This is a genomic window from Isosphaeraceae bacterium EP7, assembly GCA_038400315.1.
Lineage (GTDB): Bacteria > Planctomycetota > Planctomycetia > Isosphaerales > Isosphaeraceae > EP7.
Genome location: CP151667.1, coordinates 1,451,754 through 1,468,726, shown reverse-complemented (window position 1 = coordinate 1,468,726; position 16,973 = coordinate 1,451,754). Strand labels below are relative to the sequence as shown.

Annotated in this window: 13 protein-coding genes; 1 reads left to right on the top strand and 12 read right to left on the bottom strand. The window is 67.5% G+C overall.

The genetic code is table 11. From position 1 onward, the window contains the following. Positions 1 to 67 precede the first annotated feature (67 nt). From dtd to EP7_RS05690, 5 genes are all read right to left on the bottom strand, one after another. Positions 68 to 517, bottom strand: a complete 450-nt coding sequence (gene dtd, locus EP7_RS05710; protein WP_463526706.1) for a D-aminoacyl-tRNA deacylase — start codon at positions 515 to 517, stop codon at positions 68 to 70. Then, entirely contained in the window at positions 517 to 2,490 is a 1,974-nt protein-coding gene (gene asnB, locus EP7_RS05705; protein WP_463526704.1) for an asparagine synthase (glutamine-hydrolyzing), read from the bottom strand. Before asnB ends, dtd begins: the two co-directional genes overlap by 1 nt. A 44-nt stretch (positions 2,491 to 2,534) precedes the next feature. Then, the gene (locus EP7_RS05700; RefSeq protein WP_463526702.1) at positions 2,535 to 2,744 is read right to left on the bottom strand and encodes a hypothetical protein; all 210 of its coding nucleotides are present in this window, start codon (positions 2,742 to 2,744) and stop codon (positions 2,535 to 2,537) included. Then, the gene (locus tag EP7_RS05695; RefSeq protein WP_463526700.1) at positions 2,708 to 3,544 is read right to left on the bottom strand and encodes a carbon-nitrogen hydrolase family protein; all 837 of its coding nucleotides are present in this window, start codon (positions 3,542 to 3,544) and stop codon (positions 2,708 to 2,710) included. The genes EP7_RS05700 and EP7_RS05695 overlap by 37 nt, the downstream gene beginning before the upstream one ends. Before the next feature lie 157 nt (positions 3,545 to 3,701). Continuing rightward, a complete protein-coding gene (locus tag EP7_RS05690; protein WP_463526698.1) occupies positions 3,702 to 4,163 on the bottom strand; it encodes a PEGA domain-containing protein in 462 nt (153 codons plus the stop codon). 305 nt (positions 4,164 to 4,468) lie between these two features. Here EP7_RS05690 and EP7_RS05685 point away from each other — a divergent pair, with 305 nt between their 5' ends. Further along, complete coding sequence (locus tag EP7_RS05685; RefSeq protein WP_463526696.1) at positions 4,469 to 5,950, top strand: leucyl aminopeptidase; 1,482 nt, start codon at positions 4,469 to 4,471, stop codon at positions 5,948 to 5,950. A 42-nt stretch (positions 5,951 to 5,992) separates the two neighbouring features. Here the strand turns inward: EP7_RS05685 and EP7_RS05680 are convergent, their stop codons facing one another. From EP7_RS05680 to EP7_RS05650, 7 genes are all read right to left on the bottom strand, one after another. After that, the gene (locus tag EP7_RS05680) at positions 5,993 to 6,454 is read right to left on the bottom strand and encodes a hypothetical protein (protein WP_463526694.1); all 462 of its coding nucleotides are present in this window, start codon (positions 6,452 to 6,454) and stop codon (positions 5,993 to 5,995) included. A gap of 249 nt (positions 6,455 to 6,703) precedes the next feature. Further along, positions 6,704 to 8,680: a WD40 repeat domain-containing protein gene (locus EP7_RS05675; protein WP_463526692.1), complete on the bottom strand. Its 1,977-nt coding sequence runs from the start codon at positions 8,678 to 8,680 to the stop codon at positions 6,704 to 6,706. A gap of 57 nt (positions 8,681 to 8,737) precedes the next feature. After that, positions 8,738 to 10,417 (bottom strand): S41 family peptidase, encoded by a 1,680-nt coding sequence (locus tag EP7_RS05670; RefSeq protein ID WP_463526690.1) that lies wholly within the window; start codon positions 10,415 to 10,417, stop codon positions 8,738 to 8,740. Positions 10,418 to 10,823: 406 nt separating this feature from the next. Then, positions 10,824 to 12,617, bottom strand: a complete 1,794-nt coding sequence (locus tag EP7_RS05665) for a CRTAC1 family protein (protein WP_463526688.1) — start codon at positions 12,615 to 12,617, stop codon at positions 10,824 to 10,826. Continuing rightward, positions 12,614 to 15,721, bottom strand: coding sequence for a tetratricopeptide repeat protein (locus EP7_RS05660; RefSeq protein WP_463526686.1), 3,108 nt, complete (start codon positions 15,719 to 15,721; stop codon positions 12,614 to 12,616). Before EP7_RS05660 ends, EP7_RS05665 begins: the two co-directional genes overlap by 4 nt. A gap of 59 nt (positions 15,722 to 15,780) precedes the next feature. Beyond that, positions 15,781 to 16,401: a hypothetical protein gene (locus EP7_RS05655; protein WP_463526684.1), complete on the bottom strand. Its 621-nt coding sequence runs from the start codon at positions 16,399 to 16,401 to the stop codon at positions 15,781 to 15,783. A gap of 79 nt (positions 16,402 to 16,480) precedes the next feature. Then, on the bottom strand, positions 16,481 to 16,876 hold the full coding sequence (locus EP7_RS05650; RefSeq protein WP_463526682.1) for a hypothetical protein: 396 nt from the start codon (positions 16,874 to 16,876) through the stop codon (positions 16,481 to 16,483). Positions 16,877 to 16,973 lie beyond the last annotated feature (97 nt).

The window sequence follows — 16,973 nt, the reverse complement described above, 5'->3', positions numbered from 1 at the left end:
GCGTGCCCGATCCGGGTCTGGGGCCTGCACGACCAAGGCCCCCGGCGACCCGACGAGTGGACAGAGCTTAGAACGCCTTGCGGGTGTCGAGCAAGAGCGTGACGGGGCCATCGTTCACCAGGGCCACCGCCATGTCGGCCCGGAACCGGCCGCGGGCCACCGTCAGGCCGGCGGCGGCAACCTCGGCCGCGAATCGCTCGTACACCCGCTCGGCCTCGAACGGCTCGGCCGCGTCGATAAAGCTCGGCCGCCGACCGGCCCGACAGTCGCCCATGATCGTGAACTGGCTGACGACCAGCACCGATCCCGCGACCTCTCCGACGCTCAGGTTCATCTTCCCCGCGTCGTCTTCGAAGGCCCGAAGGCCGACGACCTTCGCGGCGAGCTTCACCGCGTCGTCGTCAGTGTCCCCCCGGGCGACCCCGAGGAGGACCAGCCAGCCCGTGCCGATCGCGCCGACGACTTCATCGCCGACCGCGACCGACGCGGACGTCACTCGCTGGAGCACCGCCCTCATCAGGCGACCCCGACCGCTTCGAGGTTGGCGGGAACCGGCGGCTGCCAGGTGGGCAGGTCGCAGAGGCCGCCGCCGCAATAGATGTGATGCCAGAGCTGGGTCGTCACCACGCACGTCAGGGCGACGTCGAAGACGAATCGCCTGGGCGTGATCCGGGGGATGCTCGTCTGGATCAGGCGCTCCCGCGCGACCATCTCGGGGTTGAAATAGCCGGTCTTCCGCAGGCTCTCGGGGCTGAGGAGCTGGTCGACCCAGTGCGGCCGGTCGTCGCCGAGGAAGGTTTGCGCCATTCGGGCCCGGAACATGGTCTTGGGCCGGTTGGCGATCGCCGGCGGCAAGGTCCTGGCCGCGACCTGGCGGAGGATCCACTTCTCATTCCAGCCACGCAGCTTGTAGTCGGGGGAGATCTCCGAGCAGAACTTGATGACGTCGTCGTCGAGGAACGGGTAACGCGTCTCGACCGACGCGTTCATCGAGATCCGGTCCCCCTTGGCGATCATCAAGAGGCCCGCGAGCATCACCTTGTAGCCGACGTACAGCGAACGATTGAGCGGCGCCCAACGCTCCATACGCGTGACGTCAAGGCCCAGATCGGCGTAAGGAGTGCTCTCGGCGATCCGGTCCCACATCGCGTCGCTGAACAGGACGGGCCTGGCCTGGCCGATCAGCTCGTACATGTCCTGCTGCGCCGTCCTCGGCTCTCCGAGCACGAACCGGGGCGGGCGATGGGCGTCGCCGCCGCCGACGAGTTTCAGGCCGAGATTCCTCAGCCTGGAGCCGGGGCCGCCGCCGAACCGATCTTCCAGGCCGTCCCAGAACTTGCGCGACTTGTACCAGACGTAGCCCGCCAGAGCCTCGTCGGCCCCTTCGCCGGTCAGGGCGACCTTGTAGCCTTCGGAGTGCACCGATTGCGCCAGCCGCATCAGGGCGGCGCACGAGGTATCCATCACGGGCCCCTCGGCGGCCGTGATCAGCTCGGGGAAGGCCCGCGAGATGTCCGACTTGCGCATCTCGACGGTCGTCAGCGGGGAACCGAGCGCCTCGGCGCTCTCGGCGGCCTCTGCCCGCTCGTCGGGGCCCGCCTTGTTCAGCCAGCCAATCGTGAACGAGGGGACCGGCCGGCCCATCTGCCGGGTGGCCAGGCCAAGCACCACGGTCGAGTCGAGCCCGCCGCTGATGTAGCTGACCACAGGCACGTCGCCGCGTAGGCGACGCTCGATCGACTGCTGGAGCAGCCCCTCGAATTCGTCAATCAATGGGGCCGGGTCGTCGAGCCGACGCTCCTGGCCTTTGTCTGGGAATTCGAAATCCCAGTAGCGTTTGGGCCTGATCTGGCCGTCCTCGACCTCAAGGAACCAGCCGGGGGCCAGTGACTTGACCCCCTGGAAGAAGGTCCGCGTGGTCCCCGCGCAGAAGAACGAGAAGAGGTGGTCGATCCCCTTCACGTCGGGCTCGGCCTTGACCATGCCAGACGCCAGGAGCGCCTTGACTTCCGAGCCCCAGAGCAGCCAGCCGTCGCGCTCGGCGTAATAGAGCGGGCAGATCCCCACGCGATCGCGGCCCAGGACGAGCTTGCGGTTGGTCCGGTCCCAGAGCGAGACGGCGAACTGCCCACGCGCCCGGTCGAACATGCCCAGGCCGCTCTCCTCGTACAGATGCACCCACGCCTCGGTGTCGCAGCGGGTGGACAGCGTGTGGCCGTTGGCCAGCAGGTCGCGGCGCAGCTCGGGGTACTCGAACAGCTCGCCGTTGAAGGCGACCCAGATCGACCGATCCTCGTTTGCGATCGGCTGGTGGCCGCCGGCAAGGTCGACGATCGAGAGCCTGCGAGCGCCCAACGCCACGCCGGGCTCGACGTGGAAGCCGTCGTCGTCGGGGCCGCGATGGACGATGGCCTGGGTCATCGCGAGCAGTCGCTCGCGGGGGAACTCGCGAGTCCCGGTCAGGTCGAACGCACCGGCGATGCCGCACATAAACCTGTCCTCGTGGTTCGAACTGTGGCGATCCGCCCCCCGGCTCAGGACCCTTCTCGGCCCCGAGCGGCGTTCTCGGCCGGCGCGGCCTTGCGGACGGAGTCCAGGCGGAAGTGGGGCGTGGGGATGGACGAGGCGCGGCGGGCGCGGACTCGCAGCGATGACCGATAGCGGAGGCCGCCCAGCGTGCCGATGAAGTGGGTGCCCAGGTTCATGATCAGGCCACGGACGCCGAGGGGTACGTAATAGGGCACGGGCGCTGTCCTCTCTCGGATCGGATCGTCAGGTCACCCAGGATCATCTCTTCATTGATCCCGGCCACCCGCCTCGAGCCGCCGGGGCCGTCGGCCAGGGCGCTCCGGCCGGCGAATGCGTCATTCAGGCGGGTCATCATGACCGGGATCTTCGTCCGCGTCGGCCCGCACTGGTTGGCGAACACGACGGGAATCCCCAGGTCGTCGGCGACCATGGCCGGAATCTGACCCGCCAGCGGGCCCACCTGCCCGAGCAGCCAGTGCCCGCGCCCCGTGGATCGGTCGCCGAAATTCGGCCAGGCCGCCCCGACGATCGCCAGGTCGATGGCGCCACGGTAGGCATCCCAGACCCGACGATAGATCATGTCGGCGCAGATCGCAAACCCAACCCGGCCCCAGCGAGTCTCGACGACGAGCGGAGAGGCCCCCCGCCGGAACTTCGAGCTCTCCCAGAAGACGAGGTTTTGCTTGCGATAGACCTGGACGCCGCCGTCGGGCTCGCAATAAAACATCGAGTCATAAAGATGCCCGCCGGCTCCCTCGACGAACCCGCCGGCGATCGCCATCCCCCATAGCCTGCTGCGCTCGCGCATCAGGCGGATGGTGGGGCCGTCGCGGTCCTCGGCCAGGCTGAAGAAGTCGGGCGAGGCGCAGTAGCCGGTGTTGAACATCTCGGGCAAGACCGCGAGTTCGGCCCCCTGGTCGAAGGCCCGGTGCAGGAACGCATCGGCCCGATCGAGGTTCTCCCCGGTGCGGCCCGGCTCGGACTGCATCTGGATCGCGGCGGCGCGCAGGTTCATGGCCAGTCACCCTCCATCCCTGGGGGGACGCGCGAGGCGTCGGCAAACTTCGCCGACGCCGCCCGATCGCCCGTCGCCACGCGGGCATCCTGCCCGATGGCCGCGGAACGTACCCTCGACGGACCCGCCTGAGAAGGCCAATCCGTGAGCAATCGGCTCAGAACCCGAAGAAGCCCAGGATCCCGCCACGCTTCGGCGGAGGTGTCACCAGGGCCTCGGCCCGCAGCCCTTCGGCCCGGCCCACCAGGTCGCCCGACTCTGGGACGGACACCGGCGTCAGCTTGTAATAGAAGTCGCGCTCGTCGCGCAGGGTGACCGGAACCAGGTTCTCGGAGAAGAACTCGGTGAAGATATTGTCATACCAGGGGGCTTTCACCGGCTGGATGACCTTCATCGTCTGGTACCCGTCGGCCATCAGCGTGATCTCGCGGTCGTTGTAGAACGCGAAGCTGCGCGACACCGGGGTGGCCCCGATCTCCTCGCCGTTGACGATCGCGAGCGCACCGGGCGGGTCCGTGCGGATCGTATACCGCCGCTCGACGCACCCCGTGGTTGAGGCGGCGAGCAGCCCGAGGGCGACGATGAACTGGACGCGAATGCGGTTCGGAACGTGGCTCACGTCCTTCTTCTCCTCCCCGACGCGGGGTGCACGGGCAGCCCTGGCCCGTCGAATGGGCCGGGCGTTCCGGGTCTGCCGTCGGGGTCAATCAGGAGGAGTCGAGACGGATTCAGACGCCGGGTTCCGGGTGATTCGGGCGGGACTATAGCCGCGACCGCCACGCCCGACAACCCGGCTTCACAAGGTTGCAGGCGTCTTCCTCCGCTTGGCGCACCGTCTTCTCCGACCGATGATGGAATCGCCCCGCCCCAGGGGGGCCGCGAGACTTGACGATTTTCGGACGGTGTGACGAGAGGCAGCGACCTATGGACGTGCGGATCGAGCGGCTGGGCCCGGATCAGGTCGACTCTCCCTGGCTCGCCGTCGGCGTCTTCGAGGACCAGGTCGGCCCACCCGCGGGGCTTGAGGCCAATGTGCTCGGGGTGCTGGTCGGGCGCCTGCTGGAGTCGAAGGACCTGGGAACGGCGGTCGGGGAAGTCTCGCTGCTGCACGGCGACTGGTCGATGCCGGCCAGATCGGCGGCGTTGGTGGGGCTGGGGACCAAGGCGGCGTTCAACGCGGGGGCGGCCTTCTCCGCCGGCGTTGCCCTGGGCAAGAAGCTGGCCGGCCGCAAGCGAGATCGCATCGCGCTGGCCCTGCCAGGTGAGGGTCTGGCACCCTCGATCATCTCCGCCTGGGTCGAAGGATTCATCGTCGGGACGCGCGGGCCGGGCCTGCACAAGAGCGAGCCGTCCAGGCATGAACCCGGAGAGTTGATCGTCGCGGTCCCCGCCGGATCGCTCGCCGATGCCGACCTGACCCTCGCCGTTGAACGCGGCAGGACGGTGGGCTGGGCCATGAACCTGGCCCGCGACCTGGTCAACACACCGCCCGCCGAGAAGCCGCCACACATCCTCGCGGACCGCGCCAAGGTGCTGGCCGAGGAGGCGGGCCTGGAGGTTGAGGTCTGGGGCGAAGCTCGCCTGGAGGATGAACGGTTCGGTGGCCTGCTGGCCGTCGCCGCGGGGTCCGACGAACCCCCTGCGTTCGTCCGGATCAGTTACCGCAAGGGAGGAGAGGACCCCGTGCTGGCCCTTGTGGGCAAAGGGGTAACATTCGACTCCGGCGGCCTCTCGCTCAAGCCGAGCTCCTCGATGGAGGACATGAAGTCGGACATGACCGGGTCGGCCGTGGTCCTGGCGACGGTCCTGGCGGCGTCCAAGCTCGGCTTGAAGGTCAATGTCGACGCCTACCTCGCCGTGACGGAGAACATGACCGGGGGCCGCGCGATGAAGCTGGGCGACGTGCTCACAATGCGCAACGGCAAGACCGTCGAGGTGATGAACACCGACGCTGAAGGGCGCCTAATCCTCGCCGATGCGCTCAGCTACGTGGCCGAACAAAAGCCCGCGCGTGTGATCGACCTGGCCACGCTGACCGGGGCGTGCATGGTCGCCCTGGGGACGAAGTACGCCGGCCTCTTCTCCAACGATGATGCGCTGGCGAACGACGTCCTGGCCGCCAGCAAGGCGACCGGCGAGCGGGCCTGGCGGTTGCCGCTGGATGAGGACTTCAAGGAGCTCTTCAAGAGCCCGGTGGCCGACCTGAAGAATGTCGGGGGCAAGTGGGGCGGGGCGATCACCGCGGCCAAATTCCTGGAGCAATTCGTCGGCGGCGTACCCTGGGTCCACCTGGACATCGCCGGCCCCAGCTGGGCCGATAACGACAGCGCGACCCGCGACTGCGGCGGGACCGGCTGCTTCGTCCGCACCCTGGTTACCCTGCTGGAGACATCGGCGAAGGGCTGATTGGAGTGGACATCGCCGGCTGTCGATCGGTGGCGATCGGGCTCAGGCCCAGCCTCCCGCCGACAGCCGGTGCTCCAGCTGACACTCGATCCGCCGGCCGTTGATGTCGAGCGCCAGCAGGATTTCGAACACCTGATTGGAGTCGTGACCCTCGACGATCGCCCAGTTGATGACCTCCAGGTTCTCCTGGCCCGACTTCACCCGACGCAAGATCTCGTCGAGCAGCGGCGAGTCGTGGAAATCCTGACGCAGCAGGCCGAAGTCGATGTGGTCCAGCTCGATCCAGTAGCTGACACCCTCGAGGTGCTCGATCCAGCGATCTCGCAGGAATCCGTTCCAGTGCATCCGCACCCATTCGCGGATCGCCGCCACGCCCAGGTCATGGCCGGCCTTCTGGCTCTGGATCCACTTGTGCCGCTCGGCTTCCTCGATCCCTTGATCGTGGAGGCTCCGCCGATGCGACGGCGGGGCCACGGCAAGGGCGAACGAGTTGACCTGACACATCGGCGACTCCCTCTCGTGAGGGCTCCCCGGCCCGACGACTGCGGCGAAGGCCGTTGGATCGGCCACCCGCCAGTCGTGCGATTCGTCGATCCATCCCGTCGCACCCGGACCGCCACCATCCCTGTCCCAACTCGGCGACCAGGCGACAACCGAATTTGGAGAGCTGAGTATACCGGATCGTTTCCGGAGGCCGCAAGCAACTAAGGATGCAGGAACACTCACTCAAACCGGTTCTCGCGCATCAACGCATCAGGTTACGCCAAACCATGCGAGAGACCGGCCTAGCATGACTGCCACCCCGCCGCGGCCCGCGGAAATCGGCCCGATGGGGGCATCGGTCACCGCGCGCCATCGAACCTGGCCCTTGAGATCGGAGCAGATCAGGTGGACTCCTTGCGCGGTCACCCGATGGACCTGGCCGTCGGCACCCACCTGGAAGACGTCTCGATTGGTCCCCGCCGCCCTGGATTGTCCCCGCACCCGGCCCGATCCGTCAATCGCCAGCGCCCGGCCGTCGGGGGCCAGGGCCAGGGCGATCGCCCCGAGCTTCTGGAATGACCAGGCCTCCCAGGGGACGGGCAGCTCCCAGAGCACCTTGCCGATGCGATCGTGCCCGCGCGCGACCTGGGCGCGACGCGCGAGCGTCAGCCAGGCGGTCCCATCGGGCGATCCGTCGGGCGCAGCGAGCAGGAAGAGCGGCTCGGAGGGGGCCGACGCATAAACGCCCGCCGGCTCTCCGGCCGCGTCATAGACCGTCACGCGGCCGTTGTCCGTCGAGATCGCGCATTCGCCCCCGACGCCTACCGCCAGATCTTCCACGGCCGATTTCAGCTCGTGCTTCCAGATCCAGCGCCCCGCGGGCGTCGCTCGCCCGATCCTGTCTCGCTCCTGGACGATCGCCAGTCCGAAGTCGTCGGGATCGATCGCCAGGTGGGTGACCTCGACCAGGTCCAGGTCGATTCGACGGGCGGTATTGGCCACCAGGTCACAGAGCACCAGGTTCCGATCGGTGGCCGCCGCGATCCAGCCCTTCGACGACCTGAGGATGCGCCCGACCCCATGGATCTCGGGGGCCTGCCCCAGCTTATGGCCCGCGGCGTCGTAAAGTTGCAGCTTGTTCTGCGGGCTGATGACGCCGATTCGGAGGGGATCGTCGACGACCGCGACCACGGCGAATTCGGCCATCTCAACCGTCGGCACGACCGGCTCAAGCCAGTCGGGCCGACGCACCGATCCCCCGCCCGCCCGGACTGCCGGCGCCGCCGCCGGACGCTCGTCGGTCCCCGGCTCGCCCATGCCGACGTCCGACTTGATGCCGCCACGCAAGTCGAGACGGACGATCTCGCCGGTCGGCAGGCCATAAATCAGGTAGGAACCAAGGGCGTCGACCGCCAGGGCATTGGCCGCCCTGGGAAGCTCGGTACGCCAGCGGACGGCCCCGCCCGCGCTCAGGACCGCCAGCTCATTCTCCAGGGTCGTGACCGCGATCAGGGTCCCGGCGAAGTCGGGCACGGCGTGAGAGGTCGAGCCCCCCAGATGGTACGACCCATCGTTATGTCCTCGCAGGTCATACCTCTGGATCCCGTGCGTGTAACACGCGGCCAGGATCATCGATCCGTCGCCCGTGCAGGCCAGCCTCCCCACGTTCGAGGTGAGGTTCTCCTGCCATTGGACCTCGGGATCGAGCTTCCCCCCCCGGACGCCCAGGTCGATCCCGGCGATCGTGCCGTAGGCCGCGGTGCCCATCAGGAACGGCCGATCGGGCACGAACAGAAGGTGGGCCAGCGGCTGCCGGGTCTCGAACTTCCCCGCGTGCTTGCCGTAGCGGTTGTAGATCTGAGTGATATTGATCTTCGATGCCACGGCCACGTATCGGCCGTGCGGATCGATCGCCAGGCACGAGGGGTCGGGCACAGTGCCGCGATCGGTGGTCCGTTCCAGCGCTCGGTCGAGAAGCCAGAGCCGCTGTCCAGCACCTACCAGTGCGATCAGCGATCCGTCGTCGCTGATCGCCCCGGCGATGATCGTCTCGGGCATCCGGGTCGTCGCCTGGAGTTCGCCGTCGACGCCGTAGATCGAGACCTGCCCCCCTTCGTCCCAAGCCAGCAGCCGACCGGCCTCGCGAGCCAGACTCAGGCCCTTCAAGGGAAGGTCGGTGACGGCCGTCCAGGCCGTCGAAGGGTCGAGCTTGGAGTTGGACGCGGACCTGGTCGCGACGTCGGCCATGGGTGCAGCCTCGGACCGGGGGAAAGCAAGCAGGCCCGGCCCATGCCGGTAAGGCCGTCAGCGGGCTGCGGTCAGCCTTCGTCGGGCCTGCGTGATCGCCTGCGAGAGCACCTGATCGCGGTCAGGCTGGCCGAAGTCGCTGGCGGCGGTCGCAGTTTCCACGTCCCGGGTCCGGTCGGCCACGGGACGGGCACGCACGGAGACCACGACGTCGGGGGTGACTCCCTGCTCGCTGTAGGCCCGCTTCGTCGGGGAGTAGAATTTGGCGGTCGTCAGCTTCAGGCCTGCGGGGACGGTCCTCAGCGAAAAGATGCTCTGGACCGACCCTTTGCCGTAGCTCCGCTCGCCCACCACGGTCGCACGCCTCAGCTCCTGAAGCGCACCGGCGAGAATTTCGCTCGCGCTGGCGCTGTCGCGGTCGACCAGCACGCTCATCGGGAACGTCCAGACCGGCCGGCCCGACGCCTGATAGACCTGGGTCTGGCCGTAGGCACGCCCGCGGGTCGAGACGATCACGCCCGAGCCCAGGAAGCGATCGGCCATCTCGACCGCCACGTTCAGGAGCCCGCCGGGATTGCCTCGCAGGTCGAGGACCAGGTATCGCAGCCCCTGCTTCTGAAGGTCGGCGATCGCCTTCTCAAGTTCCTCGGTCGAGGTCTTCTGGAACCCGGTGAGCTGGACATAGCCGATCCCGAGCGTCGGCTCGACGATCCGGGCCTGGGCGATGCTCTCGACCTCGACAGGCCGACGGACGAGCTTGAGCAGCTTCCTCGATCCGTCCACGCGGAGCAAATCCAGCTCGACGGATGTCCCTTCATTCCCCTGCAACCTGTTGGCCGCCTGGTCGAGGCTCTGCCCCTTCACCGACAACCCTGCGATGGCCGTGATCCGGTCTCCGACCTTGATACCGGCCTCCCAGGCGGGCCCGCCGCGGATGACGCCGACGAGCTTCAGGCCCGAGTCGTCCTTCTTCAGCTCGACTCCCAGGCCGACGAAGTTGCCGTCGATCATCGCGTAAAGGTCATCGAGTTTGTCGGGAGTCAGGCAGGCGGTGTAGTCATCCAGCGCGTCGCACGCGCCATAGATGAACTCCAGGACGATCGCGGCTGGGGCGATGCCAAGCCATGTGCGGGCGATCTCGCACGCGGCGTCGGCCTCGGCCCGGGCGCCCAGTCGGTCGTTCGCGGTCAGGTGATCGCGTCGGGCCCGCAAGGCCGACCTCAGCCCGTCGATCTTCTCGCGGCTCATCTGTGGGGAGTTGAGGCTGAGGAACTCGGGATCGCGGAGGGCGACCTCGACGTTATCCAGCCCCCTGCGCAGCAGCGGCAGCACGGGGACGGGATCGACATATTGGGAGTCGATCCGCTCGAGCACCTCGTCGTAGAGTTCCAGCGACTTATCGTGCGAGAGCTTCAGCAGGACCGAGCGGAAGCTCTGATCCTGGTAACGCTTGGTCAGCTTCTGGTGGATCTCACAGAGCCGCCGGCGATGGCCGAACTCGGCGCGGCTGGGCCACTGGCTGGCCGCATCGTCGTAGACGTCGAGCGCGCCCTGCCAGTTCCGTTCGCGTTCGAGGTCGAGCCCGCGGCGGAGTGCAGTGTCGGGGTCGACCACCGGTGCCGCCGCAGGGGGGAGGCCGCCGGTCGCGGGGGTCTCCGCCTTCAAGGGCGAGAGCAGGCCCCAGGCCAGTGCGGCCGAGAGGAGCCAGGCTGCGGATCGCGTCGCCGAGGCTTGCATTGCGATCGACCCTCTCGAAGAGGAGCAACCGGCGGGTGTGACGCCAGGCTCGCCGGTGGGCCGCACCCGTCAAGGGTCTCGCGGTCGTCCCGATCTCGCCCGACCGGCGTGCGGAGATCTGGCCACTTCGGGTCGGCCAGCATTCTCGCCCACGCCCACCGCCGGTACACGCTCCCTGGATGCTATCTCGTTGATGCCGCTCAGCTCGTGAGAAGTCGCGACGCGTGTCGCAAGTGACCGCCACGCTGGGAGCGTTTGCACCCCACGCTCGTCACTTAAAGCAACCCCGGGGCCACCCGGTCGAGGATCGCTCTGGACTTGAATATATCACACGAGTCCCGCACAAGCGGGAGGGCATTTTCGAGGACCGCGGCCCGACTTGAATGCAATTCCCGGTCCGCCCGGTTTATTCCCGCAAACCCTTCTCTTCGTCAATGTTGCGAAGACCGCCACCGTGGACATTTTCAAACACGGACGTGGTCCCCGACGGCCAGCGGATCGTCACTTTCTCGGCGAACTCGGCCTTCCCCAATCCGAACGTCAGCGGAAGCTCGACCGAGGAGAGGTAACTCTTACAAGGGAAGAGTTGCCGGCGATGGAGTTCTTCGCCCATTTTGACTTCCACCTTCGCCCCGATCGCGTCTCGGTTCGATTTGCTGCCGACCAGTTGGAGCCTCAAGCTGTGATTTGGCCCCCCCTCGTTGCGAAACAAGCGAGCGGGCCCGCCATTGGCGGTCAGCACCACGTCGAGGTCGCCGTCGCCGTCCGCGTCGAGATAGGCGCTTCCGCGCCCGACGATCGGCTTGAAGAGGTCGGGGCCCGCGACTTCGGGGGGCACTTGCGCGAAGAGCATCCGGCCCGGCTGGCCCGTGTTCCAGAAGAGCTGGGCCGATTGCTCGTAGGTCTGCGACCGCTGCACTTTGGCGATGTCGCTCTCCAGATGCCCGTTCGCGGAGAGCAGGTCGAGACGTCCGTCCAGGTCGTAATCCAGGAAGAAGAGCCCGAACTTGAGCGGCGGCTGCGTGGGGGCGCCGAGGCCGAACAAGTTGGCCAGGTCGGAGAACTGCATCGTGGTGGGGTCGTCGCTCACGTAGAGCGCGGTCATCTCATTGGCGAAGTTGCCGATCGCCAGCCCCACCGCTTCGTCGTTCTTGAAGTGCCCCCAGTCGATGCCCATCGCTCCACGCGCCGCGCCGGCCTGGTCGAAGGCGATCCCGCTGGTGACGCCGATCTCCTCGAACGTGCCGTCCTTCAGGTTGTGGAAGAAGAAGTTGGGGACCGTGTCGTTCGCCACGGCCAGGTCGACGAACCCGTCGCCGTCGACGTCATAGGGCGCCAGCCCCAATGACTTCCCGACGGGGTCCTTCAACCCCGGCGTCCGCACCTGGATCCCGGCCTTCTCGCTCACGTCCGTGAACGTCCCGCCGTCGTTGCGCAGGAGCACCGAGAAGGCACCCCCAAACATCGTCGGCGGCCCATAGGCTCGACCGCGGCCGGTCCCGACGAGTTGGAAATCCTGACCCCGGTCATAGGCGGCGGTCCAGCTCACGTAGTTGCAGACGAACAGGTCGAGGTCGCCGTCGTTCTCCAGGTCGAAAAACCCCGCGCTCGTCAGCCAGCCCGTCCCCGCGCCGGCATTGGCCGCGGCCGTCACGTCGACGAATTTACCCGCGTCGTTGCGGTAGAGGTGACCGCCGCCGAGCGTTGTGACGTACAGGTCGGGGTCGCCGTCGTTGTCGTAATCGCCTACGGCCGCGCCCATGCCGAAGAGCGTGACGTCCAGGCCCGAGGCAACCGTGACATCTTCGAAGTTCCCTTTCCCGTCGTTCCGGTAGAGCGCCTGGATCGGCTTGGGTGCGGCGCTCTCGCTCGCGCCCGGCCAGTTCATCGAGTTGACGAAGAACAGATCCTGGTCGCCGTCGACGTCGTAGTCGAGCACGGCGACGCCCGAACCCATCGTCTCGGGCAGGAGCTTCTCGCCGGCCGCCCCGCTCACGTGGATGAAATGGAGGCCCGACTCCGCCGTGACGTCCTTGAACGTCACGGTCGGCAACGTCGCGCGCTCGGTGATCTTGGGGGCCACGGGCGCCTCGGCCTTGGGCAGCACCGGCGGCGGGACGGGCTTGGTGCAGCCCGCGACCAGGGCGAATGCCGCCGCGGCAATCATGGTGGATGCCGCGTTCCTCGACTGCCGGGTCATTCGCCGTCTCCCCGAATCTTGGCCGGAGCCGCGTCGGCTTGGGCCGCCTTCGTTTCGGCATCGATCCCCGGGGCCCCCGGGCGATGCATCGGATGGATCACGATCGATTGAGCATTCTGGTCGGCCGCCTTGCTGTCGCGCCTGGCAATGGCGATCGCCCGCCCCTCGGCATTCTCGTCGGGCTTGAACAAGCCGTGTAGCGACCTGTGGGCGACCGAGAGGGTCGCTGCCAGCGAGGCCTTCGCCGCGACGTCGACCTCGCGATCATAGGCCGTGGCCAGCGCCTCGACCGTCTCGAAGATCGGATCGATCCGCGAGGCCGACTCGTGCGGCGGCCCCTTGACCAGTGCCCCGATCATCCCCCGGAGCGATTTCAAGGTCTCGACCTTGTCCACCCCCGGCTTGCTAATCGATTGAGCCAGAGCCGGGATGGACTCGACGAGCGCCGGAGTCTTGGGGTCGATCGGGGTCTCCACCGTCGCCTGGCCTCGCCCCAGCTTGGCATAGGCCAGGCCCAGTCCATAGTGGGCGGGGACGTTCTCGCTGTCGATCGAGAGGGTCTTGCGAGACTGCTCGATCGAACGGGCCAGGAACGCCGCGGCCTCGGGGCTGCCCGTTTTTTCTTGCTGCGATCGGCTATAGAGCGCCGTCGCCAGCGAGTTGATCACCTCGTAGTCGCCGCTGAAATCGAGCTTCCGGGCCGGCACTCGGGTGGCCAGCACGCTCTCGAAATTGGCGATCGCCTCGTCGAGGTATCCGTTGCGTTCGTTGATCTGGCCCGTCAGCCAGGCGACGACCCAGGGGGGCGCGGGTTCCTTGTGGGCGGCGGCCTTGGCCAGGGCCTCGCGGGCGTCGGGGATGCGGCCTTCCTTCTGATAGACGCGGGCCAGGTTCACCCAGCCGTCGGCCTTGCCCAGCTCGACGACCTCCTTGAACGCACGCTCGGCCTGGAGCAATTCGCCCTTCGAGCCCCCCTTGTCGGGCCCTTCCAGCAGCAGGCCGATGCCGTAATCGTTCCATCGCTGCCAGCCTTCCTTGATCGGTGAAGGCTTGTTCTCGGCCGCGGGCCCCCCCTGCACCGCAAGGGCGACGGAGTCGGAGGCCATCACCACCACGGGCAGCTCGGGGAACTTCTCGTTGCCGAAGAGGTAGGTGAGATAGGTCCGGTCGAACTTCCGGTAGTTGACCTTCGCCTCCAGGGTGATCGGCCCGCTCGTCCCTTCGGGCACGGTCAGGCCGAAGTGCACCACCTGGCCGGCTCCCGGCGGGATCTGCTTGTTGTACAGCGGCACGAAGATGTCCTGCGGGTTCCGCCGGTCGATCCGCTTGCCGTTGCGATCGAGCATGTAGACGTTGATGAAGTGCGAGTAGGGGTCGACCTGGCCGCGGTCGTCGATCCCGCCCGATCGGCCGATGACCTTGCCGTCGGCCCTGGCGATCAGTTCGACCCAGATCTCGTTGGAGTCCACGGTCCCCTGACTGAACGGGTGCCCCAGGGCCACGGTCCGCACGACGGTCTCGACGAGGTATGACTTGCCCGGCACCAGGGTCGGCGTCTTCGGCCGCAACGGGCCGAGCATCTCGCCCTCGACGCCGCCCCCCTCTCGCAACGCGAACAGGTCGATGCGGACCTTCGCGTCCTTCAGGTATTTCGCGTGGGCCTCGGCCACGTCGGCCCGCCCCCGCAGCGCGGCCAGCCCGGTGTTCGCGCCCAGGAACAGGTGGTTGTGGATCGACCGATCGCCGGTCCCGGCGAAGTCCTTCGCCCCGAAGTCATCCGAGGAGGTCAGGTTCATGTGGCAGTCGATGCACTTCCCCTTCGCCACCGGCGGATAGTAGAAGCTCCGGGCCCCGCCTCCGGACGCGCCCGAGAGTGCGAACGTGTCCCAGTGGTTCTGCCCGCGGAGGAAGTCCTTGTACTTGTTCAGCTCGTAGGGCAGCGACACCTTGTGGCACGTTGAGCAGAACTTCGAGTCCTTGATCACCGGCTTCAAGAACGTCTTCTTGTGCAGCTCGGGCTTGGCCTTCACCAGCGTGTTGTTGATCCACTGGAGCACCGGATTCTCGCTGTACGCGAACGGGTAGTGCGTCGGCTCCTCGATCCGGTAGTCGGCGTTCCCGCGCGTGCTCGCCACGTGGGTGATCGAGTGGCAAGCCGTGCAGGTAATCCCCGCCTGGCTGGACGGAGTGTTCACGTCGTCGTAATTCGGGTCGTCGAACTCTCCCGAGAAGAACGGCACCGGGTCATGGCATCCCGCGCACCAGCGAGCCGCTCGCGTGTTGCCGTCGCGTTCCAGCGAGACCTGCCGCGTCTCGCGCACGCTGGCCATGTAGGCCTTGTTATTGAATGAGCTGAAGTGATGCGACGAGTGGAACCAACTGTCATAGGCGTCCTTGTGGCACTTCAGGCAGTACTGGTCCATCATCAACGCCTGCGCGGGGATGTATTGCCCGTTGGACGTGATGGCGCTCGACGGCCTGAAGTATTTCTTCCCTTCCTTGTTCTGCCTGGCCGTCAGGACGTTGGGGTCCGACGTATGCAGGAACGCCATCGCCGCCACGCCCAGCCCGACGGCCAGGCCCAGCCGCCGCGCCCAGTACCAGCGGATCATCGGGCCGGCCAGCCGGTGCTTCACGTACAGGGCGATCGCCAGCAAGGGGAGACCGACGTGGAGCCAGTAGCCGGCCTCGCGCACGGCGGGGTTGCGCACCTCGAACCAGCCGATGCGTACGAGCACGATCCCCGAGATGAGGATGCCGATCGACGCGGCCAGCAGGATCAGGCCATAGACGACCGCCGCCTTGTTGGGCCGCTTCCACGACGTCGCGAGGTGCACGAGCCCGAAGACCACGAACGGCACGATCAGGGCCAGGCCCAGCGCGATGTGCAGGCCGACCATCAGCATGTAGAAGGACGTGGCCTGGGTCGCCCCCTTCAGCCAGGTCATCGCCGTGACGCTCGCCAGGTAGACCCCGTTGGCGCCGAGGAGCGCGAAGCCCCCCAGGACCATCCAGAGCCAGGGGCGTTGTCTCGGCCCGACCGCCGGGATATAGGCCCGGCCCCTCCGGTCGCGGGCGGCCGGCTGCGTGGTGGTTGTTGCCATCGTCGGTGCCCCGGAAGCCTCGGGCGATCGGCGCTCCGACCGTCCCGAAGATCATTGATTCAATAAGAAGTGGATGAGGACGAGGATGTCGTCGCGGTAGAAGATGGCAGTCGCAGGGTCGCCAGCGTCGCCGCCAGATCGGGCTCGATAGACGCGGCGAGCTCCGCCGGCGAGTGCCAGGCGAGCACGATCGTCTGCCCGGGCGCCGGGATCGTATAAGTCCGCTGGCGGGTGGGCCGCTGCGGACGGTCGTCGCCAAATTTGGGCTTTCCCAGCCCCGTCGGCGCCAGCGACCGACCGTCGCCGGGCGCGGTCACCTCGACCATCGCGGCCGAGGTCGAGCCGAGCTTGACCACCTCGCGACGGGACACCGTCAGGCCCGGCATGTTGGTCAGCCGCGTCGCCAGTTCAACCACCAGCGCTTCGGGGTCAGGACGGGCAATCGGCAGCGTCGAATAGACGCAGAGCGAGCTACCGCCGGGCCCGTCCCATCCCGCGATCATCCGCCCGGGAGCGATGAGCGGCTTCGATTTCGCCCCGATCGGGGTCCAGCCCTTGGGGGGCGAGACGATCGGCCGCGCGGGAACCGCCGGGCCGCAGGCGAGGGCCAGCGAAGCGAGCAGCACCGACACCCCACGCGCAACGCGGCGCGGGGCCTTCCTCAAGGCAAATTCGATCATGGACGGACCCACCGGGACGGCGAACGGGCAATCGGAGACGCGCGAGACCGGCATCGGCACTCTCGCCGACGAAGGGCCTTCAGCGCGGAGGCCGATCGGGCGTGGACGCGGCTGGAGGGGCTCCGACTCGATCTGACTCCACGGGCCGCCTCGAATCGAGCGAGGCCGGACCGGCCTCGACCTCGATCCAGCCCTCATTCAAGGTGATCACCGGAGTCGTCGGAATGCGCCTCGACGGCTCGCCGGGGACACCGCGATCGCAGGGTGTCGGCCGCACCTGATGGGAGCCGACCGCGACGATCCCTTCGCCGACCCCGTTCGAGTCCACCCGCTCCCAGCCGGACGAGAGCCCGAAGATCGGCCGATCGGGCGCATGGCATCCCATCGCGTTTGCCCGCCCCTCGGGGGCGAACAAGGCGATCAATCCGGCCAGTGCCGGCAGGACCATGCTGGTGACACGAAGGCGCCAGTTCAACGGGGCTAGGCCTCGAAATGCATCCGTCCGATGAAACCGAGGGGATGTCCTTCGATTAGACGGCCCACCCCTCGGCCCTGTCAAGCATGCCAACCCC